The sequence below is a fragment of the Paenibacillus sp. FSL R5-0475 genome, assembly GCF_038004585.1.
Lineage (GTDB): Bacteria > Bacillota > Bacilli > Paenibacillales > Paenibacillaceae > Paenibacillus_AQ.
The window spans coordinates 678,056-703,663 of record NZ_JBBORK010000001.1; the positions used below are offsets into that span (position 1 = coordinate 678,056).

The 25,608-nt window shown below is 41.8% G+C and carries 19 protein-coding genes; 16 read left to right on the top strand and 3 right to left on the bottom strand.

What is annotated here, in order from left to right:
• Window positions 1-17 precede the first annotated feature (17 nt).
• The 8 genes from MKX41_RS02725 (at window position 18) to MKX41_RS02760 (ending at window position 9,197) form a co-directional block, all read left to right on the top strand.
• Window positions 18-1,580 (top strand): extracellular solute-binding protein, encoded by a 1,563-nt coding sequence (locus MKX41_RS02725; RefSeq protein ID WP_042186645.1) that lies wholly within the window; start codon window positions 18-20, stop codon window positions 1,578-1,580.
• Window positions 1,581-1,684: 104 nt separating this feature from the next.
• Window positions 1,685-2,653: an ABC transporter permease gene (locus MKX41_RS02730; protein ID WP_042186647.1), complete on the top strand. Its 969-nt coding sequence runs from the start codon at window positions 1,685-1,687 to the stop codon at window positions 2,651-2,653.
• Between the two features lie 21 nt (window positions 2,654-2,674).
• Entirely contained in the window at window positions 2,675-3,550 is an 876-nt protein-coding gene (locus MKX41_RS02735; RefSeq protein ID WP_042186649.1) for a carbohydrate ABC transporter permease, read from the top strand.
• 41 nt (window positions 3,551-3,591) lie between these two features.
• On the top strand, window positions 3,592-4,695 hold the full coding sequence (locus tag MKX41_RS02740) for a glycoside hydrolase family 88/105 protein (protein WP_340968552.1): 1,104 nt from the start codon (window positions 3,592-3,594) through the stop codon (window positions 4,693-4,695).
• Between the two features lie 110 nt (window positions 4,696-4,805).
• Window positions 4,806-5,927: a glycoside hydrolase family 88/105 protein gene (locus tag MKX41_RS02745; RefSeq protein WP_340968554.1), complete on the top strand. Its 1,122-nt coding sequence runs from the start codon at window positions 4,806-4,808 to the stop codon at window positions 5,925-5,927.
• 22 nt (window positions 5,928-5,949) lie between these two features.
• Window positions 5,950-7,311 carry a glycoside hydrolase family 28 protein gene (locus MKX41_RS02750; RefSeq protein WP_340968556.1) on the top strand — a complete coding sequence of 454 codons (1,362 nt, stop codon included), beginning with the start codon at window positions 5,950-5,952 and terminating at the stop codon, window positions 7,309-7,311.
• Between the two features lie 11 nt (window positions 7,312-7,322).
• A complete protein-coding gene (locus tag MKX41_RS02755; protein ID WP_340968558.1) occupies window positions 7,323-8,213 on the top strand; it encodes a dienelactone hydrolase family protein in 891 nt (296 codons plus the stop codon).
• Window positions 8,214-8,240: 27 nt separating this feature from the next.
• The gene (locus tag MKX41_RS02760; RefSeq protein WP_340968560.1) at window positions 8,241-9,197 is read left to right on the top strand and encodes a pectinesterase family protein; all 957 of its coding nucleotides are present in this window, start codon (window positions 8,241-8,243) and stop codon (window positions 9,195-9,197) included.
• A 315-nt stretch (window positions 9,198-9,512) separates the two neighbouring features.
• Here MKX41_RS02760 and MKX41_RS02765 read toward each other — a convergent pair whose 3' ends face one another.
• Window positions 9,513-9,770: a hypothetical protein gene (locus tag MKX41_RS02765; protein WP_179086745.1), complete on the bottom strand. Its 258-nt coding sequence runs from the start codon at window positions 9,768-9,770 to the stop codon at window positions 9,513-9,515.
• 387 nt (window positions 9,771-10,157) lie between these two features.
• Here MKX41_RS02765 and MKX41_RS02770 point away from each other — a divergent pair, with 387 nt between their 5' ends.
• Window positions 10,158-12,668, top strand: coding sequence for a DUF4855 domain-containing protein (locus MKX41_RS02770; RefSeq protein WP_340968562.1), 2,511 nt, complete (start codon window positions 10,158-10,160; stop codon window positions 12,666-12,668).
• Between the two features lie 422 nt (window positions 12,669-13,090).
• On the opposite strand, the gene MKX41_RS02775 is transcribed toward MKX41_RS02770, so the two are convergent.
• Window positions 13,091-13,642 (bottom strand): TetR/AcrR family transcriptional regulator, encoded by a 552-nt coding sequence (locus tag MKX41_RS02775; RefSeq protein ID WP_340968564.1) that lies wholly within the window; start codon window positions 13,640-13,642, stop codon window positions 13,091-13,093.
• 148 nt (window positions 13,643-13,790) lie between these two features.
• Between MKX41_RS02775 and MKX41_RS02780 the strand changes: the two genes are divergently transcribed.
• Together MKX41_RS02780 and MKX41_RS02785 are read left to right on the top strand one after the other, a co-directional pair.
• The gene (locus tag MKX41_RS02780; protein WP_340968566.1) at window positions 13,791-14,714 is read left to right on the top strand and encodes a ketopantoate reductase family protein; all 924 of its coding nucleotides are present in this window, start codon (window positions 13,791-13,793) and stop codon (window positions 14,712-14,714) included.
• Window positions 14,715-14,934: 220 nt separating this feature from the next.
• Window positions 14,935-16,440: an alpha/beta hydrolase family protein gene (locus MKX41_RS02785; RefSeq protein WP_340968568.1), complete on the top strand. Its 1,506-nt coding sequence runs from the start codon at window positions 14,935-14,937 to the stop codon at window positions 16,438-16,440.
• A gap of 431 nt (window positions 16,441-16,871) precedes the next feature.
• Here the strand turns inward: MKX41_RS02785 and MKX41_RS02790 are convergent, their stop codons facing one another.
• On the bottom strand, window positions 16,872-17,765 hold the full coding sequence (locus MKX41_RS02790) for an AraC family transcriptional regulator (protein ID WP_340968571.1): 894 nt from the start codon (window positions 17,763-17,765) through the stop codon (window positions 16,872-16,874).
• Between the two features lie 197 nt (window positions 17,766-17,962).
• Here MKX41_RS02790 and MKX41_RS02795 point away from each other — a divergent pair, with 197 nt between their 5' ends.
• The 5 genes from MKX41_RS02795 to MKX41_RS02815 all read left to right on the top strand — a co-directional run bounded on the left by MKX41_RS02795 (window position 17,963) and on the right by MKX41_RS02815 (window position 25,577).
• Entirely contained in the window at window positions 17,963-18,814 is an 852-nt protein-coding gene (locus MKX41_RS02795; RefSeq protein ID WP_076283258.1) for an aldo/keto reductase, read from the top strand.
• A gap of 92 nt (window positions 18,815-18,906) precedes the next feature.
• The gene (locus tag MKX41_RS02800) at window positions 18,907-20,886 is read left to right on the top strand and encodes an ATP-dependent DNA helicase (RefSeq protein ID WP_076283257.1); all 1,980 of its coding nucleotides are present in this window, start codon (window positions 18,907-18,909) and stop codon (window positions 20,884-20,886) included.
• 580 nt (window positions 20,887-21,466) lie between these two features.
• Window positions 21,467-22,510, top strand: coding sequence for a YeiH family protein (locus tag MKX41_RS02805; RefSeq protein ID WP_042186676.1), 1,044 nt, complete (start codon window positions 21,467-21,469; stop codon window positions 22,508-22,510).
• Window positions 22,511-22,623: 113 nt separating this feature from the next.
• A complete protein-coding gene (locus tag MKX41_RS02810) occupies window positions 22,624-23,436 on the top strand; it encodes a MerR family transcriptional regulator (RefSeq protein WP_339270106.1) in 813 nt (270 codons plus the stop codon).
• Window positions 23,437-23,639: 203 nt separating this feature from the next.
• A complete protein-coding gene (locus MKX41_RS02815) occupies window positions 23,640-25,577 on the top strand; it encodes an FAD-binding protein (protein ID WP_340968573.1) in 1,938 nt (645 codons plus the stop codon).
• The last annotated feature ends 31 nt before the right edge of the window (window positions 25,578-25,608 follow it).

Here is a 25,608-nt window from a genome sequence, read left to right on the forward strand (position 1 = left end):
ATGGAGGTCAAAATGGTATGAAGAAGAAATCCTTCACCATGTTGTTGACGGCACTGTTAGCGTTCAGCACATTGTTAGCTGGATGTGGTGGTAACAACAACAATCAAGCAAGTTCTGAAACTGCAAGTGGTGAGAGCACTGCTAAGCCGGTTGAGACAGAAGCACCTAAAGAAGAAGTGAAAGCAGGACCAACAGAAATTAAGATTATGCTTCCGTTAAATATTCCAGAGACCCCGCCTGATACGATTAAGCTTGAACTTGAAAAATTGACCAACACGAAGCTGACCTATCAATTTTTCCCGGCTGATACTTATGAAGAAAAACTTAATTCATCTTTTGCAACCGGCTCACTGCCGCAAGTGACGTACTTGAAGAATCAGACAACCTTCATTCAGATGAAAGAAGCGATAAAAGACGGACAATTCTGGGAAATAGGTCCGCTATTAAGCGAGTTTCCTAATTTGAGTAAATTGAAACCAGAAATTCTGAATAACACGAAAGTGGACGGCAAGCTGTACACCTTATATATCGGCCGCCCTCTAGCACGTCAAGGTATCATTTACAGAAAAGACTGGGCTGATAAATTAGGACTTGCTGCACCAGCAAATGTAGATGAATTATTCGAAATGGCTAAGGCCTTCACGGAACAAGATCCAGACGGTAATGGACAGAAAGATACTACAGGTATTATTGACCGTAATGAGTTGACCTATGGAGCTTTCAAAACTGTCTCTTCTTGGTTCGGAACACCGAACACCTGGGGAGAGAAGGATGGAAAATTAGCGCCTGAATTTACATTCGATGAATATTTCGACACGATGGACTTCTTCAAAAAAGCTCGTGATGGCGGATACATTAATCAAGATTTCGCTGCTACCAGTAAAACAGATGCTGTAAATATGTTTAAGGCTGGAAAGGGTGGACTCTATATTGGGGGCTCCATGCAAGATATTGATTCCCTCAATAAAGATACTATTAAGAATAACCCTGATGCTGTTTTGGATGCGCATAGTATGGTTGCAAGTCCAGATGGAAAGTATGCTCAATGGATGATTCCAGGCTATAACAATGTTGTCTTGTTCCCAAAATCTGCTGTAAAGGATGAGGCAGAACTCAAGAAGATTCTTGCTTTCTTTGATCAAATGATGACCCCAGAAGTAGCTAATTTGATGTATTGGGGAATCGAGGGTACTCACTATACCGTTGAAGACGGTAAAGCAAAAGCTACAGATGACAAAGAATTGATTGAACGTGAAGTAAAAGGATATAAGGACAGCGTTATCGGCGAAGCTGAAACCAATGGAATGTACGAGAACTATAACACGCTGCCAGGAAGAATTCATGCGGATCAATTGGTTCTTGAGAATGTCAAGGTGGGGGTACCAGATCCAACAGCTGCGATGGATTCGGCTACGTACACAGAAAAAGGTGTTGAGCTTCAACAGATTATTACCGATGCAACTTATAAATATATCTATGGACAGATCGACAAAGCAGGGTTCGAAAAAGAAGTTGAGAACTGGAAGAACCGTGGCGGAGCTAAGATTATTGATGAGTACAACGCATTGTATAAGAAATAAAACCTAGCTGAAAAGGTTGTTGATTTTGTTTCAACAACCTTTTCTCTTCATAGTCACATGGAGAAATAAAGAGTTTGAATAAAGAAGGAGAAAGGAAGAGAATCATGCAGGAACTCACCGCACAGCCCAGTCCAGCTCCACAAATAAAGCGTGAGACTTACAAAAGCAGCAGTGAACTTAAAAAGCGTCTGTGGAGAAATAAATGGCTCTACGTCATGCTAACACCGGGAGTGCTATATTTTATTATTTTTAAATATTTTCCTATGTACGGACTAATTATCGCCTTTCAAGATTACAAACCTTATCAAGGAATAACAGGCAGTAACTGGGTAGGAATGAAGCATTTCAGCAGGTTGTTCACAGAGCCGGATTTCTTAAATATTTTAGTGAACACACTTGTGCTTTTCGGATTAAACATTCTTATCTATTTCCCAATGCCGATTATTCTTGCCCTGATGTTGAATGAACTTCAAGGCAGCTTTTTCAAAAGAACCTTTCAGACGATCTTCTATTTGCCCCATTTTCTGTCGTTGGTTATCATCGTCTCCATTTCTTTTGTAATGGTTACGATGGATGGAGGAATTATCAACGAGCTACTTTCCTATTTCGGATTTGAAAAAATTAATTTCCTGCTGAATCCTGGATGGTTCAGGCCCATGTATATTATTCAGGTGATTTGGAGAGAAGCAGGCTGGGGAACGATTATTTATTTAGCTTCCATAGCTGCCATTGATCCAGGACTTTACGAAGCATCACGTATGGATGGAGCTGGACGACTCAGACAAGTCTGGCATATTACACTTCCAGCGATTAGAGGCGTAATTATCACATTATTTATTTTGAAAATTGGTTCCGTTCTGGATCTTGGATTTGAACATGTGTTTCTGCTGCTTAACTCCATGAATCGAGAAGTTGCGGAAATTATCGATACGTATGTATATACTGCTGGTCTGAGACAGGGGCAGTTTAGTTACAGTACAGCCATTGGATTCTTCAAATCAATTGTCGGCTTGATCATGGTTATGTTGGTGAATAAAGCATCTAAGAAAATGGGAGAAGAAGGCGTTTATTGATATGTTGTGGGAGGAATAGAAATGGTAGAAGATAAAACAATCAGTGGCAGAATTTTTTCTGCTATAAACTTCACGCTGCTTGCGATCATTGCTTTAATAACTGTGCTCCCCCTTGTTCACGTTGTAGCAGGCTCTTTCACAACGAGTGCAGAACTAGCTTCTAGTAAGTTTGTACTGATCCCAAAGGTATGGAGTCTGGAAGCATACAAGTTCATCTTTTCAACGAATACAATATTTAAAGCCATGGGTGTTTCCATTGGTGTTACGGCAGTCGGTACTTTCCTCAGCTTGTTTATAACTTCTTTGATGGCCTACGCTCTTACCAGAAGAGATCTGGACGGACGTAAAGTGGTTAACTTTATGGTTGTGTTCACGATGCTCTTTCATGGTGGAATGATCCCAACCTTCCTCGTGGTAAAGGAATTGGGACTAATAGACAGTTATGCAGCGCTTATTCTTCCTTCAGCAATTAGTGCGTTTAACATGATCATTTTGAGAAATTTTTTCCAAAATATACCTGAAGGTCTGGAGGAGTCGGCCAAAATTGATGGTTGCAACGACTTCGGAATATTATTTCGAATTGTATTGCCATTATCCTTACCTGCGTTAGCGACTATCGGATTGTTCTATGCGGTTACGTATTGGAATACTTACATGAATGCGATTCTGTATTTGGATGATAGTTCGAAGTGGCCAATACAGGTTCTGCTCAGACAAATTGTTGTCCTTGCCAGCGGTATGGATCACAGCTCTACACTGGATACAACTGTTCCACCGCCAGACCAAACAATTAAAATGGCTGTTATCGTTGTTGCTACTTTACCAATAGTTTGTGTATATCCATTCATACAGAAGCATTTTGCCAAAGGTGCCATGTTAGGTTCTATGAAGGGCTAATAAGAGGAAGAGAGAGATTATTCTTTGGAAGGAGCTTGGAGATGACTGGCAGGATACCAACAACACCAATGGATTGGGCAAAAAAGGCATGCGATTCTTTAATGGATACTTACAGAGCGGGAGAGCTTCCTCCAGCACATCGTTGGCATTACCATCAAGGTGTATTTCTGTGTGGTATGGAGCTTTTGTGGAATGCATATCAAGAAGACCGCTATATTAACTATATTCAGGAATACGTGGATGATTTGGTAGATGAATATGGTAACTTTTATTTCGCCCGCGATGAGCTGGATGCTGTTCAAGCTGGACAACTGCTGTTTAATCTTCATAAACGGACAGGTAAACTCAAGTATCGCATTGCTGCGGAGAAGCTGAGGAATTTATTGCTTACGTTAAACAAAACCTCTGAAGGTGGGTATTGGCATAAGGATAAATATGCTAACCAAATGTGGTTAGATGGGCTTTATATGGCAGGCGTATTCTCGTTAAAATATGCTAATGTCTATGGCGATCCTAGCTTACGTGATACAGTTCTCCATCAAGAGATGTTAATGCGTAAGTATATGAAAGATGAGACAACCGGGTTATTGTATCATGCTTGGGACGAGAGCCGCCGGATGCCATGGTCAAACCCGGAGACAGGGTGCTCACCGGAATTTTGGAGCAGATCGCTGGGCTGGTATGGTCTCGCATTGTCGCAATTTCTTGATCTGTTGGCCGTCCAAGACCCAGCCAGAGCTGAATTATCTTCTACTTTATGTGATTTTGTTGATGCCCTTATTCGTTATCAAGATCCGGTAAGTGGACTTTGGTATCAGGTCGTAGATAAGGGGCATGAGCCGGATAATTGGCTGGAGACCTCAGGTTCATGTTTATTCGTCTACACGATTGCCAAAGCAGTGAAGCATGGCATTGTAAGCGATGTGGAAGTCGCTACAGCCGCGGCTAGAAAAGGGTATGAAGGGTTAATCCAAATCATTCAGTGGGATGAGCAGGATAGGTTGATTTTGCCGGACATCTGTATCGGTACTTCGGCTGGAGATTACGAGAGTTACGTCACTAGACCTAAAGTTAAAAATGATTTACATGGCGTAGGCGCGTTGGTGATGGCTTGTGTTGAGATGGAGAGCTTAATCCAAGGGTGATTCGATTGAAATCTTACTAGACAATGACTTGATTCTCTGGGACTGAGAATCAAGTCCTATTATTTTGTGGGAAAGATATTCTTAAATTTAATGATAATCAGGGGGTTGGGATGAAGAGATCACATTGGGCAATCCGCACAGCAGACTCAATCATGGCGAGGACACCAAAGCTTTATGAAGATAAAGGCTACAACGGAAGCTGGACGTATGACTATGGTGTCGTATTGAATGGAATTGAATGGCTTTGGAAGCAAACCGGTGATGCGAAGTATCTGCAATTCATTCAAGATCAGATGGATAACTTTATTCAGGAGGATGGCAGCGTTAAGGGTTATCGCCTAGATGAATACAATATTGATCACATTAACAACGGGAAATTATTATTTACGCTATATAAAGAAACCAAGCAGGAAAAATATAAACAAGCGGCTACCTTATTTAGAAAGCAGCTAGAGACACATCCGCGAACCTCGGAAGGTGCTTTTTGGCATAAAAATATTTATCCCTATCAAATCTGGTTAGATGGTCTTTATATGGGCGCGCCTTTCTATTTAGCCTACTTGCTAGCTTTTGAAGAAGGGCAGGGGCTTGAAGATGTTACGAAACAATTTATCTTGTGTGAGAAGCATACGAAGGATTCGGAAACAGGTCTGTTATATCATGCATGGGATGAACAGCGTCTTCAACCTTGGTGTGACCGCGAAACAGGATGCTCTCCAAACTTTTGGGCGCGTTCACTTGGCTGGTATCTTATGGCTTTAGTAGATGTTCTAGAGTTATTGCCGAGTGAGCATTCCGATTATCCAGAGCTGGTGCGTATTCTAAACGATACTTTATCAGCTGTGAAGAAATATCAGGATCCTGAATCTGGCGTCTGGTATCAAGTAGTGAATCTGGGGCAACGCAAAGGGAATTACTTAGAGGCTTCTGCTTCTAGCATGATTGTGTATGCTATGGCAAAAGGTATTCGATTAGGCGTATTAGAGGCTAGTTGGTACGAACCGTTAGATCTCGCCTTCCAAGGACTTATCTCAGAGTTTGTTCTGGAGACCAAAGAAGGATGGGTCAATCTAAATAAGAATTGCCAAGTAGCAGGGTTAGGTGGAGCAGATCAACGAGACGGCACGTTCGCTTATTACATTAGTGAGCCTATTGTCACTAACGACCAAAAGGGTGTCGGTGCTTTCTTGCAAGCCTGTGTGGAGTACGAACAATTAAGAGGCTGGATCTGATATAGAATAGGAGTGCTATAAAATGTCCGTATATAATATTGAGGATTTTGGCGCGCTTAAGAATAGCGGGATGTTAGCGACAGGGGCGATTGCGCATGCGATTGAAGCGGCAAATGAGGCTGGTGGAGGAACCGTTTATGTGCCAGCAGGTACTTTCTATACGGGTGCGATTGTTATGAAAAGCAATATTGAATTAAATTTAAATCCAGGAGCGATTCTTTCATTCAGTACGAATCCGGTGAATTATCCTGCGGTGGAATGCAGATGGGAAGGGGTGAAGCAGCAGGTTCATACGCCTTGTATTCATGGCAAAGGTTTAGTCAATGTATCGATTACCGGAAGCGGAACTATTAATGGTAATGGCAAAGCATGGTGGGATATATTTCGGAACCGTCGGGAAGAGCTCGAATATCCCCGTCCAACTTTGATTGGATTTGATAGCTGTCAGCGGGTAACGATTAAGGATGTCTCGCTAGTGAATTCTCCAAGCTGGACCGTTAATCCTGTGGGCTGCTACAATGTGACGATCGATAATCTGTCTATTTTGAACCCGGCTGATTCTCCGAACACAGATGGTATTAATCCAGAATCTTGTACGAATGTTCGGATTAGTAACTGTAATATTGATGTAGGTGATGACTGTATTGCTATCAAAGCGGGAACTGAAGATACGAAAGAGCGCATTCCATGCGAGAATATCACGATCACCAATTGTACCATGGTTCATGGGCATGGGGGTGTTGTACTCGGAAGTGAAATGAGCGGAGATATTCGTAATGTAACCATTAGTAACTGTGTCTTTAAACAAACCGATCGTGGCATACGCATGAAATCAAGACGTGGACGCGGAGGGACGATTGAAGATATTCGGATCAGTAATATTGTAATGGAAGAAGTCATTTGTCCGTTCACACTAAATCTATACTATTTCTGTGGACCACGCGGGAAAGAGAAGTATGTGTGGGACAAAAATCCTTATCCGATTACAGATGAAACGCCATGCTTTAGACGAATTCATTTCGCCAATATTACCGCACGTAATGTTCATGCATCTGCGGGATTCTTATATGGACTTGCGGAGCAGTATGTTTCGGAGATTACTTTTACAAATATTGATATCTCCATGGCACGCAATGCAGTTCCCGGGCATCCGGATATGATGACAGGGATCGAGAACATGAACAATCGCGGATTTTTTCTGGGCAATGCAAGGGATGTGCAATTTCATCAGGTGACCATCGAGAATCATGAAGGGCCTGCTTTTTATATTGAAAATGGCGAAGCGATTGAGATCATGAATTGTCATTCGAAGAACACGAGCAAGCCTGAAAAACTAGTAGAACAAGTTACAGTTTCGCCCACAGAACAGAATGTGTGTCCGTAAGGGAGGGAACCATGGAGCGTGATAAACTGAAGGAACTGTTGGGCGATCTTCCGTCGGATAAGCCGATTGCCGTAACTGTGATGAACCAAGAGGAGCGGGACGGATATAGTCTGGTATCTCTTTTACTGGATCTTAATGGAATTGAACAGGTGCCGGCTTATGTGGCAATCCCTTTGGATAAGGAAGGGCCGTTTCCACTAGTTATCTTTAATCATTCTCATGGAGGGAATTACGCGAATGGACGTAACGAGTTTGTTCAGAGTAGTTCCTATTTGCAACAGCCCTCTTTTGCTAAAGTCTTAACAGAGATGGGTTACGCTGCTTGCTGTATCGACATGTGGGGATTTAATGAGCGTGGTGGCAGAACTGAGAGTGAGTTAGTGAAGGAAATGCTGTGGCAGGGGCAGGTCATGTGGGGCATGATGCTATATGACAATATTCGTATGCTAGATTACATGTGCCAACGTGAGGATATTGATACGTCACGAATCGCAACAATCGGTATGTCCATGGGTGGTTTGTTGGCATGGTGGCTGGCTGCATTAGACGAACGAGTCGGGGTGATTGTCGATATTTGTGGTCAAGTAGATGCACATACCCTAATTGCGGTAAGAGGACTAGATCACCATGGTTACTATTCTTATGTGCCCGGGTTATTGAAGTATTTCACAACGCTCGATATTCAAAAGCGGATCGTTCCCCGCCCGCGAATGAGCCTAGTAGGCAGAAATGATCGGCTATGTCCCACTGAAGGAGTAGCACTCTTGGATAGAGGGCTGTCCGAAGCTTATCAAACGGCAGGGAAATCAGAACATTGGCAACCTGTCATTTCTAGTGGTGGGCATATGGAGACCTTGGAAATGCGGACTTTATGGCAGCAATTTTTGGCGAAGCATCTCTAAAATCCATAGAAAGGAACTTAGCCACCGATGCTAGTAGTAGGCAAAGAATCCTGTTGCGATTATCACACGATTCAAGAAGCGATAAATTCGCTAGAGCGTGAGCCAATTAGCCAAGCGGATACGCTCTATATTTTGTCAGGTGTCTACCATGAGACAGTTAGAATTTACCGTTCTAATCTTACGATCATTGGACTTGGAACCGTGGAAATAACCATGAATCGTTATGCCAAAGAGCGTGATGAAGCGGGTGAAGAAATCAATACGTTTGCTACACCAACGTTATTTCTGGGAGGTACCGACCTGGTCTTAGAGAACCTGGTGATTACCAACAGTGCTGGGCAGGGAGAACATATTGGTCAGGCGGTAGCCGTTTATGCACATTGCGACCAAACCGTGTTCAGACATTGTACCTTCAAAGGGTATCAAGACACGTTATTTACAGGACCTTTGCCGCCTGCTCCACGAGAGCGAGGGGCATTCGGAGGCATTCCACTGAGAGATCATCATATCCATTATCGCCAGTTGTATCAGCATTGTTATATAGAAGGAACGGTTGATTTTATTTTTGGCGGTGCAACGGCTTATTTCGATCAATGTGAGATCCGAAGCTTGCGTCATAGCGAGAATCAAGCAGGGTATATAACAGCAGCTTCGACACCCGAGCGACAGTCACATGGTTTTATTTTCAAGAATTGCTTCTTAACAGCCGACCCTGATATTACTTCAGTGTTTCTAGGACGTCCTTGGCGTGAGTACGCTAAGACTGTATTTGTGGGTTGCAAGATGGGTTCGCATATTCATCCTTTGGGCTGGGATAACTGGAATAATGCCGCCAATGAGCTAACCGTAGGTTATCAGGAATATGGCGTGAAGGATGCTGCTAATGTACGAAAGCAACGTGTTCCTTGGGCAGATTGCTTTGAGGATGGGGGAGAAGCGCTGGATAAAAAGTTTGTTTTTGCTGGGTCGGATTTTTGGAAGTAGGTACTGTAATTGACTTGTCTAAAAAAAGAGGCAGCCCTGGACGAGTGAAACAAAGTCCTAGGCTGCCGTTTTTTAATGAATGAGCGCTTTATCATTTATTCTTTTGTTTTCTTTCAATATATCTCCAAAAGTAATAGATCAACCAAAATACCATAGGAACTATTAAAACATAAGGCCTTTGGATTGCTGGAAGAATGTAAAATAAAAATAGCCCAATTATTATCGTTGGTAGCAATAGAATAAAATACTTTTTCCAATGCATTTCTTCTCCGCCCTTTTACTTAATACTAAAAAAATATCTTGTTGCTTTAAGTGTTAATGCCCTCGTATATCAAGATCACTTAATGGATAGTCACTACTGCCCCAAGTATAAACAATATAATAGCTGATTAGTTGTTCCTCTGCTTTCAATGCTTTGAATTTCAAATCACGATGTTCAATAAAGGTAATGTTATTACTCACTTGCTTTTCAACTACGTAGCTCCACTCATTCTCGCGATACTTTGAATAAAAATTATTTAATTCTTCTAAAGTTAGCTCCGATTTGATTAAAATAGCGCAAAAAAATGGCATTAGATTTTTCTTTGTGGAATATGCAATATAATTGTTAATAAATGGAGTGGTTCATTAAGCTAATGGGTAGGAGGTTTAAGATCAATCTCGGAGAACCGTACCACAAATAAGGGCAAGTTTTTTTTTGGAATTCCTTGCGGCGTATGGGTTTGAATATATGTGCGTAGGTCACATTTCGAAGAAACAAGAGAAAGGTGCATCGGTTCATTTTTTGATTTGTAAAAAGGTGTATATGAAAGTAAACAGATATCTATTTTCAAGCATAAAATTGCCTCATAGAATTAGTCGTAAAGGGGCCGTTTGGAGCTTGGATAAAATGGACACTCGGATCAAGACCATGTACCAGACTTGTTAAAATCATTTAAACCTAAGAAATGGGGATGAAAGATGAAGCGAAGTCAGAGGTATCCAAGACGAAGTTCCTTGCTGTTATCATTTGTGTTAATCTTATCGATTGTTTTTTCTGTTCAACCATCAGTAGTGAAGGGAGAAGGGGATAGGTCGCCGAAGATTTCGCAGGGGCAGGAGGATCAACAGCCTTTACTTGAAGTTCCTAATCAGCAGGGACAACAAGAAAAGTCCGATCCTGATCTCGAGCAACAACCCCAGTCTAACTTAGAACAGCCGCTTGCCGCTGCTGCTGCAACAGGATATTTCCCACCAAATACCGCGGCATCTGGGAATGTGAAGAACATGGCCTTGCTTTATACTGGATATTACGGTGGACGAACGACATACGAGGGAAGAGAAATCGGCACGTATGACAAGAATACGCTTTTGCCCTATGTTGCGCACTACAACAGTAATAATGTGATGGATGACACCTTTTTCGATTCATTTCTATTTCTAGGAATCAACACATCTGACTATAGAGATTTTGGTGATACAGCAGACCCTGCCAAGTGGACCTATAAGGCGGATTGGGAATGGTATATAAACCGCATTTTCACCTCTGATCAACAGCTCGATGCCCTCAACCAAGCAACCCAGCAAGTTGCAACCACACTAAACCTAACAAATTACAAATCCAAAGTATATATTATGCTGCCTTATCCTAATAGCGAAATCACCAATTTCGGAGATGTCGATAACGACGGAATCAGCGAAAATCTTAATTCGATGCCTAGCAATATGACGAAGGTAACCAAATGGTATATCGACACCGTATTAAGCAGATGGAATCAAGCCCAATACAGCAACCTTGAATTAAAAGGCTTCTACTGGTTCCATGAAGATATTGATCCCGGCAATCCGGGTGAAGTAAATGCAATTAATAACTCTGGTAACTATCTTCATACGCTTGGTCTGAAACTTGCCTGGATTCCATACTTTGGTGCCGGACAAAGCAACAACCGGAATAATTATGCAATCGATTTTAGCATCCAGCAGCCCAATCACTATTTCGTTCCGGAGACTGATTATTCGAGAATGACGAATGTATCGACCCAAGCTCAAACATATAATAAGGGCATCGAAATGGAGTTTGACGAAAGAGCGATGTTCGACCCCGATTTTAGAAACAGATTCGATAATTACTTAAAGGCCGGCGTAGAATACGGATACATGACGGGAGCGGTCAAGGGTTGGTATCAAGATATTTTTGGGATATACAACTTGTATAAAAACAAGAATAACAACGGTGTAAACGGAGTTTATGATGGGAGACAGATGTATGAAGATATCTACAAATTTGTTAAAGGAACGTATACCATTCCAGTTAATCTTGCAAGCGGTAAATCGGCAGTAGCCTCATCCAACCAAAGTTCTTCTCTATCCGCTGCTAAAGCTGTTGACAATTTGCCGGGTACACGGTGGTCAAGCCAACAGTATTCAAGTACAGAGTGGATTTACGTCGATCTCGGGCAAGCTAATAACATCAAACGCGTTAAACTTAACTGGGAGTATGCTTACGGCAAGAGCTACAAAATTCAAGTATCGAATGATGCGGTCAATTGGACCGATGTGTATTCGACAACGACAGGCAACGGAGGTGTAGACGATATAGGCTTTGTGCCTACAACGGCAAGATACGTGAGAATGCACGCAACAGAGAGGGGCACGAGCTATGGTTACTCTATTTATGAGTTTCAAGTATATGGAGACAGCGTCGGATCCGCTACTACAACAAATTTGGCGTTAAATAATACAGCTACGTCATCTTCCAATCAAGAGGCAGCTCTTTCTCCGAATAATGCGGTTGACGGTAACGTGACGACAAGATGGGCCAGTCAGTTTGCAGACCCGCAATGGATTACGATCGACCTTGGGCAAGCTTATAACATAAATCGAGTTATATTGAATTGGGAGCTTGCCTATGGCAAAGGCTTCAAGATTCAAGTATCGAATGACACTGTCAACTGGATGGATGTGTATACGACAACGAATGGAGACGGGGGGATTGACGATATATTCTTTACTGCCGTAAATGCAAGGTATGTAAGAATGTACGGAACCCAAAGAGCTTACTCCTTCTATGGCTATTCCTTATATGAATTCCAGGTTTATGGCAAACCGAATCTAGCGTTAAACAAATCGGCAACATCCTCTTCCAACGAGACATCCACATTAACGGCCGATAAAGCGGTGGATGGTAATGTAACGACAAGATGGGCCAGCCTGTATTCAAATCCGCAATGGATCTATGTAGACCTCGGACAGGAAACCCGCGTCAACAATGTCAAACTCAACTGGGAGTATGCTCATGCTAAGGGCTATAAGATTCAGGTGTCGAACGATGCAACCAACTGGACGGATATATACATGATAACGAATGGAGACGGTGGTATAGACGATATCTACTTTGAACCGGTAAATGCAAGGTATATAAGGATGCATGCGACAGATCGAGGCACAGGCGACTGGTATTCTCTTTATGAGTTCGAAGTTTATGGCAGCTGATCCATTAGCATACGTAAAGCCTAATATGGGGTTCTCATCCCAAATAACAAAACAAGCCCATGCACGAAACACTGTGCCGGGCTTGTTTAGCTTGGACCCCATCACATGTCAGGCGGAATATATCCAATATCTCGGCTATTAGTTGACCGGATTTGCTGGTGGGCACGTGTCGGCGGGACTGCATATTTGGAAAAATATGACACTCCCACAAAGGATGGCTCAAAAACTTGCCGTTACAGACAGCGCGGTGAACCGTATCACAAATAGAGGCAATTTCTCTGAAGAAAAACTTGCAGAAGTCTGTATTTACAGAATGCGGACCATTAAGAGTAGGTCAGTCTTTATGGAGTATATTGTGTAAACAAGCCTATGCGCGCTTTTTTATTGTTATACAACATATGGATTTGGTTTGAATGACAGACTCATTCTTTGAAATAGGGTGTAATCCCTTTTGAATATAGGTTCTCTACTAACTTGAAAAATTCTTCTGACGATAAATCCTTTTGACGCTGGAGCCAAAGACGAAATAAAGAAAGGGCAGTTGTCAGGTAAAACTCAATGAAGTATGGCGTTAAGGATTGGTTTTGCGGAACGTTTAATTCTAATTGATCCAAAGTGATTTCTTTTTTTAAGCGTTTTAAAAAACGGGCACTTCCATAATCACCCAAAAGGGCATTGAGAACCAGGAGATGTTCTTTTTTATCCAGACAATAGAGCGTATCTTGAACCGTATCCATCGATAGCTCTTTATTTGCCAATTCTTTTTTCATTTCATTCAATAGGTCATTTTCAACAGAGTCTAACAATTCGTAAATATCAGTAAAGTATTGATAAAAGGTGCTGCGGTTATATCCTGACTTATTCGAAATTTCCTGAATCGAAATTTTCTCAATCGGCTTTTGGCTATATAACTCACAAAAAACTTCTACAAACTTTTGTTTTGTTTTCTCCGTTATTTGGGGTTGCTTTTTCATGTTTCCCTCCTATTAGTGAATAAGAATATCATCCGACAAATCATAAAAAACTGATGGTTGATCAAGGAATAATGAAGATTTATAATCACATCATACAACATGTTGTCGGATAATCAAAAGGGAATATTAATAAGTAGGGGTGGTTTATATGTCAGCAAAACAAGATAGAATTTTAATTTTTGGTGCAGGTGTCATCGGGAGCATGTACGCAATTAAGCTTATTGAAGCAGGGTTTGACGTTAGCCTGTTTGCACATTCGAATAGATATAAATCATTAAGAGAAAATGGCCTGCAGTATATAGAAAAAGGTACAGTTAGATCGATACAAGTGAATGTCATTGATACGCTCGAAAATGACGATGTATACGATTTTATTTTCGTTACCGTTCGTTATGATCGGTCCGAAGCAGCGTTGTTAGCGCTAAAAGATAATCAAAGCAAAAATATAGTTACGATGACTAGTAATTCAATTGGATTTTCTTCGTGGCTGGATATCGTAGGGGATAGACTTTTACCAGCTTTTACCGGCTTCGGCGGACAGATTAAAGATGGAGTATTGCATGCTCGATTTCTACCAAAGTTTATAGCGGCAACTGCATTTGGAGAAATTAATGGTGTAGTGACAGAACGCATAGAAAACCTTGCAATATTATTTAAAAATGCAAAGCTTCCCTACGTTATTAAAAAAGATATGCAAGCGTATCTAATCACACATTCCGTATCAGACATTGCCATGTTGAGCTTTTTGCATTCTGAGAATAAGATCATTGACAAAAAAACAGGCAGAACTAGAAAGACGGCACGTAAAATAACATTCACTTTAAAAGCGTATCTAAGGGCAATACAAAAAGCTGGCGTTTCAATTGATCCACCAATGCTTAAAATGGTGCTTAAATTTCCAAACTTATTTTTGGACCTTTTCTTTATGACATGGCTACGAACTAAAATGGTTAGGGATATGATGTTGCCGGATTATGCGAATAATGCTAACAATGAGATTGTGCAGCTTAGTAATGATTTAATGAAATTTTTAAGTCAACATGATATCAAATCAGAAATACATGTTCAGTAATTAAATTTGTCAATATCCCTTGGGCATGACATGCGGCGGAGGGGGCTTTTCTTTCCCCTACATAACAGCATATTGCACTGCGCCATCGTCACGAAACCTTACAAAAGTGTTAGGTAAATGTCATCTAGATCAATGAATTGTCATCTAGATCAATGGCATCAACCTAGCAGCTCCTCTATACTAACCCATTGATAGGATTATTTTTAAGGGGGAGTTGGTCGTGAGGTTTTTTGAAATGCTGTTATTCTTTTCAAATGTTAGTTTTTTGGCACTCCTGTTCATTTTAAATCAACGTATTCGAAGATCTGCTTTGCTCCTGACAAGCGGAGCAGGCTCCATTTTTTTAGTGATACATTTGCTTGTCGAAGGATACAGGGTTCAGCTTGTATTTTTATACGGATTTACGATCCTGATGCTTATGCTTTCGCTTATAGACGTTTTCATAAAGCGGAAAGTCGCTCGGACTGCCTCGCGAATTCGTAGGGTGCTGGGCCGCCTTTTTATCGTGATTGGGCTAATCGTAACGGGGTGCTTCCTATATGTGTTTCCTGTATTCGACTTTCCGGCGCCAACCGGCGAGTTGCAGGTAGGCACGAAAATCTTTCATTTCATAGACCAAAACCGGGAGGAAACATTTAGCAAAACCGCGACAGGCAAGAGAGAGTTGATGGTTCAGGTATGGTATCCGGCTCAAGATGGCACCGGCAAGTACGCTCCCTTTATTCCAGATACCCAGATTTTACGTTATATGGCTATGAACTATGGCCTTCCCGGGTTTACTTTACAACACCTAAAGTACGTATCCAGTCATGCTTATTCGGAGGCTGAAATCTCTTCTGCACAGACTTCATACCCACTGATCCTTGCGAATCCCGGCTTCGGCTCTTCCAGGTTCCTCCACACGGCGCAAGCTGAATATCTCGCGAGTCACGGATATATCGTGGCAGTGATTGACCACACCTACAATACATTTGCAACCGAGTTTCCGGACGGTCGAATCACGACCAGCACAACCAACGATTTATTCTCGCCTGACCATGATTACCAGACGGAAAGAGGTAATCGCGACAAGTTGGGTAAAGTTTTAACCGACGATGTGGCGTTTGCGCTGGACCAATTCGAGCTCATCCAATCGGGGAAGATTCCAAGTCATCTAAAAGGGAGAATTAATCTCGGTAATGTCGGTGTATTCGGTCATTCCATCGGCGGAGCGACGGCCTATGACGCCTCTTACGATCCGCGAATCGCGGTTGGAATAGACTTTGATGGAGGGCTTTATCGTTTGCGTGAAAGAGAGGGTCTGCGTAAGCCGTTTTTGTTCATCCACTCGGAAAGCGAATTTGAAAAATTAAAAATGGTGATGGATAACCGGGTCTACACGGATTCAGAGCTTAACCGTATGGGCTCAACAAGAGAGTGGGAGGATAAAGTAACGGAAGATAAAAAGTTAGAACTTGAACGGATGCGCCAGACAGTCGACGAAGGGGGACAGGTTCTCTATATCGAAAATACGGAGCATTTGAATTTCACCGACGTACAGTTCATTACTCCGATATTCAAAATACTGGGCGTTACCGGAAAGATTGCTCCCGAAAGAGCAAACTCCGTTATTAATGCCTATATGCTTGATTTCTTCGATATGTATCTGAAAAATAAAGGCGGAATCTTAATGAAAGGACCGAATAGCGGCTTTCCGGAGGTGAAGTTCGTAACCTCACTATTATAAATTACGTAACAGGCTACCGATTTTGATAAGCTCCTCTTCAAGTAGACAAAGGTTTAATTAATAACCGTTACTTGAAGGGGAGTTTTTATTTTGTCTAAGAAGAATGATGTTCCCATTCGCTTTAAGCAGTGTTCTGTTAATCCTAATTTGCTTGAAGATCCGACCCACAGACTCGTCAAGCTTGTTGCTATTGAACGGAGGGTATATGAAACAAATTAGAGTCTTTGGACCGCAGAATTTCAGAGTCGCAACGACGGAAGTTCCGTTATTGGCACCCTACGAGGTATTGATCGACCTGCAAGCTTGCGGCATCTGGCTGTCGTGATGACCGGCTGCCTACTAGTCTTACTAAGTTATCGTTTCTTACAGTTAGCTATGCTCGCCCTTATTTGGGTCAGTTACTATTTAAGATTAGGTTTTATCTAAACGTGTTATGCCTTCAGACGCTTTACATCCTGTTTAGGAGGAAAACCAAACATGCGGGAATACTCACGGCTAAATTGCGAAGGACTTTCATAGCCTATTCGAAATGCCACATCGGTGGCATCTGCTGACTCGGTTAGTAATAACCGGCGGGCTTCCTGAAGTCTCAGATGTTTTTGGAACTGAATAGGGCTCATTGCAGTTACTTCTTTAAAGTACCGATGAAACGAAGAAACACTCATATTCGCTATTTCGGCAAGCTCCTCAATCTTAAAAGAACTAGCATAGTTATTCATGATATGTTCAATAACATCTTTGATTAGATGAGTTGAGCTTCCTTCCATTACAATATGCTCCAATGCAATCCCATTTTGCCCTTGTAGCACCCGATAAAGAATCTCTTTTGTAAATAATGGAGCTAACACTGGAATGTCTTTAGGCTGATCTAACAAACGAGCTAACCGTAGGACCGCATCCATTAAGGAAGACTCCATCTGGCTAACAAACATAGCTCGCTTAGGATTTTCTTTAGCGTAAACTCGAACTTCAGATTCCTGTAAAACCTCTAAAATTTGACTTGGTGTAAATTCAAGCTTGAACCCTAAGTATGGAACATCGGAAGTGGCTTCAGTGACTTGGGCGGTAACTGGCAGGTGAACGGATGCAATGAGGTAATCGGAGGGGGTGTATCTAAAACGCTCCTGTGCCAGCCATACCTCCTTAGCCCCTTGTACCACCAAACATAAGGAAGGTTTGTAAACTCCATGCTTTGGTATGGACGCATTCGAGTCACGCATGAAAAATAAAGAGGGAATAGCCGTTTGGTGAACACCATCTTTTTCTGTGTAATGGTCAATGATTTTTACGAGTTCATTCTGCTGTTTAGTGATTATTTCAGGCATTTGATCCTCTCATTTCGTTATCTCTTTATAGTCTGATTATAGTCTATATTCATCCCTTACATAAGTGTTAGTGAGAGGATTAGGCAAACATTTGGCAAGAATGGGATAACGGTCGCTTTGTCATCAGGTACATAATAAGGATATGCAAACAGAAAGAGGATTTACACTTAATCATTGAAAACTTGGAGGGTAATATTATGCAAAAAGTAGTTTTGAACAATAATGTTGAAATGCCTATACTCGGTTTTGGTGTTTATCAGATTCAAGATGCAAATGAATGTGAGCAAAGCGTTTATGACGCTATTATGGCAGGTTATCGCCTGATTGATACTGCCGCCTCTTATCTAAATGAAGAAGCAGTTGGCAGGGCGATTAAACGGAGTGGCGTGGCAAGAGAGGAATTATTTATCACTACAAAGCTTTGGGTTCAAGATACGGGTTATGAGCGCACAAAGAAAGCATTTCAACAATCACTGAACCGATTACAGCTTGATCATTTGGACTTGTATTTAATTCATCAGCCATTTGGCGATGTGTTTGGCTCATGGCGAGCTATGGAGGAATTATATCGTGAGGGCAAGATCCGTGCTATCGGCGTTAGTAATTTTCATGAGGATCGTTTGATTGATTTAATTCTTCATAATGAAGTAGTCCCAGCTGTAAATCAGGTTGAAACGCATCCTTTCAACCAGCAAATCGAAAATGCGGAATTTATGACTGAAAATAATGTTCAAATCGAGTCATGGGCACCTTTTGCTGAAGGGAAAAATAATTTGTTCCAGAATGAGTTACTGGTATCCATAGCTGAAAAGTATAATAAATCCGTGGCTCAGGTGATTTTACGGTGGCTCACACAAAGAGAAATCGTTGTGATTCCGAAGTCAGTTCGTAAAGAAAGAATTATCGAAAACTTCAATATCTTTGATTTTGAATTAAGCCAAGAGGATATGGCATCCATTGCTACGTTAGATACGAATCAGAGTTTGTTCTTTTCACATCGGGATCCTGAAATGGTGAAATGGATTGGTACTCGTAAACTCGATATCTAACATATTTTCGAATGAACTACTTTGTAATTACTCCAATCTTATGAGATAATAGAGTTTTTCCGTTGATTCTATTTTTCATGGCATAACGTGATATGCCTGATCAAATATTGGAGGTAGGCTTGTTGGCGACACAGTATCCTTTTGAATATGATCGGACCAGACCTTTTATGGAGCAAGTAGGGGAATGGGTCGGCGATGTATTCTATGAAATTCTTCCTGAGGCAGGATTTGAAGTTCGTGATGAACAGATTTACATGGCGTTTCAGGTGGAGCGAGCTTTTGCTGAGAAGAAGACGATTTTTGCTGAGGCAGGGGTCGGTACGGGTAAGACTTTAGTGTATTTGTTATATAGCATTTGTTATGCGCGGTATATGGGTAAACCTGCGATTATCGCTTGTGCGGACGAGTCCTTGATTGAGCAGTTGGTGAAGCCAGAGGGTGATATTGCCAAGCTTGCGAAGCATCTGAATATGAATATTGATGCCAGACTAGCGAAATCTCCAGATAAATATATGTGTCTGAAAAAGCTGGATCATGCTCGCAACAATGATGATGGGAGCTTGCCGCTGGAGAGTTTATATGGTACTTTACCTGATTTTGTACATTCTCATGCACCGATGCAGCAGTTCCATGCCTATGGCGACCGTAGGGATTATCCAGATCTGAATGATGAACAATGGAATAAGATCAACTGGGATACGTTTCAGGATTGTTTTACTTGTGATATGCGTCATCGCTGTGGACAAACGTTGTCCCGTGATCATTACCGGAAATCAAGCGACCTGATCATTTGTTCCCACGATTATTACATGGAGCATGTCTGGACTTATGAAGCGCGTAAACGAGAGGGTCAAATTCCTCTGCTTCCAGAGCATTGTGCAGTTGTGTTTGACGAAGGGCATTTGTTAGAATCTGCCGCCATGAAGGCGTTAGGCTATAAAATGAAGCATGTTGTCTTTGAAGAACTAATCTCTCGTCTGTTACAGAATGAGATTCGTGAAACGCTTGCTGTTCTTATCGATGAAGCGATTATGCAAAGTGAGCAAATGTTTAAACACATTCGTCGTCAATGCCGCACCATTCCTGGATCGGATCGAAAAAGCATTGAGCTAAATGCATCGCTAATCCGTGAGGTGCATCGCATGCGTAGTGTAATTGCCGCTATTGAAGAAGAATTAGTATTCGAAAGTGGACTGTACACGATTGATGAATATCAATTGCGGATTGTGGAAGAACGTTTGGAGACCATAGAGATCGCATTGAGGTTGTTTGAGGATTCAGGTGCATTAATCTGCTGGGCGACAGAAGATAGCGATGGCTTAACGCTGTCGGTCATGCCGCGTAATGTTAAAGAAGTACTTCAAGACAGCTTATTCACGCAAAAAATGCCAATCGTATTCTCTTCGGCTACATTATCCGTGGATAAATCATTCCAATACTTGAAGGATAGTCTTGGGATACACGACTTCCTGTCTTTCTCTGTAGACTCACCTTATGATTATGAGCACCAGATGAATATCTATGTACCTGAGCTTCAGAGCGGTGATTTTGCTGAGAAAATGAAGATCTCCCTGAAGCTTATCCAGCAGACAGAAGGAAGAGCCCTGTTGTTATTCCGTACTCGAGAAGAACTTCTGCAGTTCAAGCAGCTCAGCTCGCAGAGAGCAGAATCCAGCAAGTATTCTTTCCTCTATGAGGGGGATCAAGAGATCAGCTATCTGATCTCAGCTTTTCAGCGGGATGAGCATAGTGTGCTTTGTGCGGTGACACTGTGGGAAGGATTAGATATACCAGGACCTTCACTATCTAATGTGATCATTTGGTCGCTACCTTATCCTCCGCTTGACCCTGTATTTATGGCAAAACGTGCGGAGACTTCCAATCCTTTTGAAGATGTGGATTTACCTTACATGCTGCTAAGACTTAAACAAGGAATGGGACGTCTGATCAGAACGGGTACGGACCAAGGAATTGTGACGGTACTTGCGGAAGCTGAAGGACAACATCCCGTTCACGAGTATATAACTTCTGTACTCCCGAAGGGAACTAAGCTCCAGAAGCTTGAAGTGTAAATTTAAAAAAATTAATATAGGAACACAATTGCTCTTTTGGAGAGGTGGATGCTTCGGTATTCTCCTTCTCGAAGGAGTTTTTTTGTGTGAATGTGAGGAAATAAAGTAGCTAATTGAGATGACGGGTAGAGGATAAACCTGCAAAAATACATCTTTTATTGATATAAGCAATCGCTAACCGACTTATTCATGCGGATCTGCAGTAATACTTGCGTCAGAATTCATTTTCAAGTGATAAGCGGGGGGATTGCTGTATTTTTGCAGTATTTACCGATGTGAAAGAGGATATCAGAAGATTTGATGTACTTTAGCAGGAATTCACTAATTCGGTCATGGATTGGATAAGTGTATGCCGGATCATTGTCAGTCGCAGATGGGGAGAGCGAATAACATTTAATAATGAAATGGCGCTCATGTACATAAATGAGTTTTTGCATGGATTCAAGCATAAGGAATACTAATCTTACGGATAGTATATTGGTATTTAACTTTCGAGCCATGGCGTATTATTGTTGATTCATGGGGGAAGGGAAATACATACCTCCGTCATCTAGAGATTCATACAAGGGGTGTACACGACATGGGGGATTCACAGGGATTATACCAATCGAACAATAAGAAACAAGTTGGTTTTGCACTTGGCATTGGGTTAACCTTAATCATTGCATTAGTCGCAAAATATTTAGCAGGCTTTCCTTTTCTCTCTATTATGGGCCAATTGGTCATTGCTATCTTAATCGGAATTATTTGGCGGGCAACAGTTGGAGTGCCGGGTACGATCACCCATGGCACTGATTTTTCCAGCAAAAAGCTGCTACGTCTAGGGATTATCCTGCTCGGTATGCGGTTGAATTTAATGGATATTGTTGCTGCAGGTCCACGGGTATTTCTACTGGCTGTGATTGTGATCGTATTTACGATCTCTGTTGTATACGGACTTGCCCGACTATTCAAAGTTGATAAGCGACTCAGTATCTTAACCGCCTGCGGAACAGCGATCTGCGGTGCGGCAGCGGTGGTGGCGATAGCCCCACAAATCAAAGCCAAAGACGACGAAACTGCGATTGGCGCAGCGATAGTTGCAATTTTAGGTACAATATTCACGTTGCTATATACATTTTTGTATCCTTTACTAGGCTTATCGAATCTAGGCTATGGGGTTTTCTCTGGAGCTACCTTACATGAAATTGCTCACGTCATCGCAGCAGCAGATGCAGGTGGGAGCGCAGCAGTAGATATGGCGGTTATCGTCAAATTGACTCGGGTGGCCTTACTCGTTCCTGTCGCTATCTTAATTGGGGTTTGGACCAATCGTGCAGAAAGAAAAGTGCAAGGTGGACAGTCTAAAGCCTCATGGAAAAGCATTCCTATTCCTTGGTTTATTCTAGGCTTCTTACTTGTCAGTGGTGTGAATTCATTAGGGATCGTATCAGCATCAGTGGCAAATGGAATTGTAACGATAGCTTATATGCTAATCGCTATGGCGATGGCTGGACTTGGTTTAAACGTTGATTTGGCCGCATTTAGACGACTGGGGATGAAATCTTTTGCAGCAGGGCTTATAGGTTCGGTCTTGTTGTCCTTAGTTGGATTTACATTAGTTCACTGGTTTGGTCTGGCATGATCTTTTGCATACATTAGAATCGTAAGAAATGAACTACTTCATATCTAAAAATGGTCCTTCTGTGTATCATTTCATGTGGCTGGGTATGCATGATATGGATGGAGGGACATCAGTTGAAATATTGCATAGGGGAATTTGCTTCCATTCTCGGTGTGACTGCGGATACGCTGAGGTTATACGAGAAACATGATATTGTTAGGCCCACTAAAGATAACAGCAATAATTACAGATATTTTAATGATTTAGATGCAAGAGATTTACTTATGAGTAGATGGTACAGAAGTATGGGAATTCCATTACCGGAAGTGGCAAACCTCATGAAGGAGTCTTCTTCAGAGCAAGTTATGGGTAGGATGCAAGAAACAGCATTGAATTTAGAAGAAGAGATCAAGCAGAAGACGATGCTGCTTAATAAGATGAATGAAATTCATAAAGAACTCAGGGGATTAGAGTCCTCTTTATATACGTGTAAACTTAAACAACTGCCAGGTATGTACAGACTAAAGCAAACGGATAAGAATGCATTAATAAAAAATGATATGGTTAAAAGTTTGGTCAACACTTGGATGGATTTACTTCCTTATGCATTTTATTCTTTTAGAATTGAAGATACAGATAACTTTGTCAGCGAAAACAATAATTTTGATTACAGCTGGGGCCTTACCTTACTAGAGGAAGAAGCGCAAAAATTCGAAATGGATAGCGAAGAATATGCAGAGTATATTAGCCCAAGTCATTGTATCTCAGCTACCATATTATGTCCGGATGAAAAATATATCACGAAGAACTCTTTGGAGTTCATGATCGACTATATCGAGGCTAATCATTATGCCATAGCGGGAGATGTGGTCGGGAAATTATTGCTTACTGAGAAAATCGAAGGCCAGAATAGATCTTATTTGGAAGTGAATATCCCAATCCAATAGCTTCTCTTATTAAACATCTGCTCTTTGAGCAGATGTTTTTTTCTAGTTGGACAAAAAGTATACATTGACCTTGGTGCAGCACCAAGGTTTAGACTTCGGTATATAGCCTGTCAGATTGCGTTGTTGATTAATCATTAAGTTTGTGAAAATTATCACGTTATCTGCATCAGGTTATAAGATATTAGACACTGGGGGAGAACAGAATGCGGAACAGAAATTTCGTTAAGAAAATGCTCATGTTATCTTTTTGTATGGTGCTGATCGTTTCCATGCTGAGCGGATGTACGGGAAATGGGGAGTCGGCTAATTCGTCGTCATCGTCCTTTAAAGCGGGTACGTTCACTGGGGAAGCGGAAGGTAAAGAGGGAATTATTAAGGTAGAAGTAACTATGGATGAGCCCGATAAAATTAAAGATATTAAGATTGTAAGCCAATCGGAAACAGGGGGCCTAGGCGATAGCGCACTTGAAAAAATGAAAGAACAAATTCTAGAAGGACAAACCTTGGCGATTGATGCTGTTAGTGGTGCCAGTCTTTCCAGTGAAGCCATGCTTGCCGCTGTAGAGGATGCCGTAACCAAAGGTGGAGGTAATCTAGAAGTCCTCAAAGCTGGAGGTGTCAAAAAAGCCGGTGAAGGGAAAACAGAAAAACTGGAAACCGACGTTGTTGTAGTGGGCGCTGGAGCATCCGGTGTATCTGCGGCGGTTACAGCAGCTGATAAAGGTGCGAAGGTTATTATTATAGAAAAAACTGGTGTCATCGGGGGAGCGAGTAATCTGTCTTGGGCAGGTAAGTTCTACAACTCCTCTGCTGCTACTAGTAATAATCTAAAAGTAAATGTGGAAAAAGAAATTGCGGATTGGATTGTCAACAATCACTGGAGAGTGGATGCAGCAGCGATTAGACAATATGTTACTAAATCCGGTGAAACTTACGATTGGTTAGCCGAAAAAGGATATAAAACTAGCTTCCTGAACTTCTTCGGTGAACAATTACATGTGCTGCCGGCTTATGAAACCCGTGAAGAAACCCTTCGGAAAATGTTGTCCGAATCGGTTGAACAACATGGCGGACAAGTGATCACAGAAACGACTGCCAAGAAGCTGATTACGAATGAAGCTGGAGAAGTTACGGGAGTAGTCGCTGAGAAAGCAGATGGTACAACGCTAGAAATCTCAGCGAAGAGTGTCATAATGGCAACGGGTGGTTATGCTGCAAATAAAGAGATGGTTAAAGAGGCTTTTGGTTTCGAAGGGGTTAACGGTGGATTAGGACAAAACGTAGGGGAAGGTCTCGAAATGGCATGGGAAGCTGGAGCCAAGGTACCGGACAACTTCGGTGGACAAATGCTTCACCAAACATTAGCTAGAGCAACCCAAGGTCTAAAAGCACAATATGAGCCTTTTGAAGCAAGTTATCCACTAATGTTGACTTATCTTCCGAATTTCATGAATGTAGGTACTTCTGGCGCAAGATTCAGAGATGAAGCAGCGACTCTAACTTCGGTTGCAGCAGCGAATACAAGTGCATTTAATGGACCCTATCATATGGTTATTGTCTCGAAATCCCAATTGGATGCACTTCAGACCAAAGGAATGAACGGTGTTCATGCACCAAGTCTTCCAGGAATGCCACCGGAATTCTATGCTGAATTTGCGGATCAATTTACACTTGAGAACCCTTGGGCAAATGTCGGGAAAGTATTTGATTCGATGGTGGAGAACGGAGATGGCTTCAAAGGAAATACGATTGAAGAATTAGCTACGAATGCAGGAATGGATGTTGACGTGTTTGTAGAAAATTACAATAGTTATAAAGAAGCGACAAAAACTGGTTTTGACTCTGAATTTGGTAAAGCTGCTGAGTATTTAGAACCAATGGGTGAAGAAGGTCCATATTATGCAATCATTGCTGAAATCAATAACTTGGGTTCTGTTGGGGGCTTGCTAGTAAATACAAAGTTCCAAGTTCTGAATGATAAACGGACGCCAGTGAAAGGATTGTTTGCTGTAGGTCTTGAATCTGAAGGCGTGTTGTTTAACGATACTTATGTTGGAAACGGCGTTGGTATTGGGTACTCCTTTACCTCAGGTCGTCTTGGCGGGGAGAGCGCGGCAAACAGTGCTTTGAAAGCTAATTAACGACAATTTCCCGGAAAATAATTGAAGATTT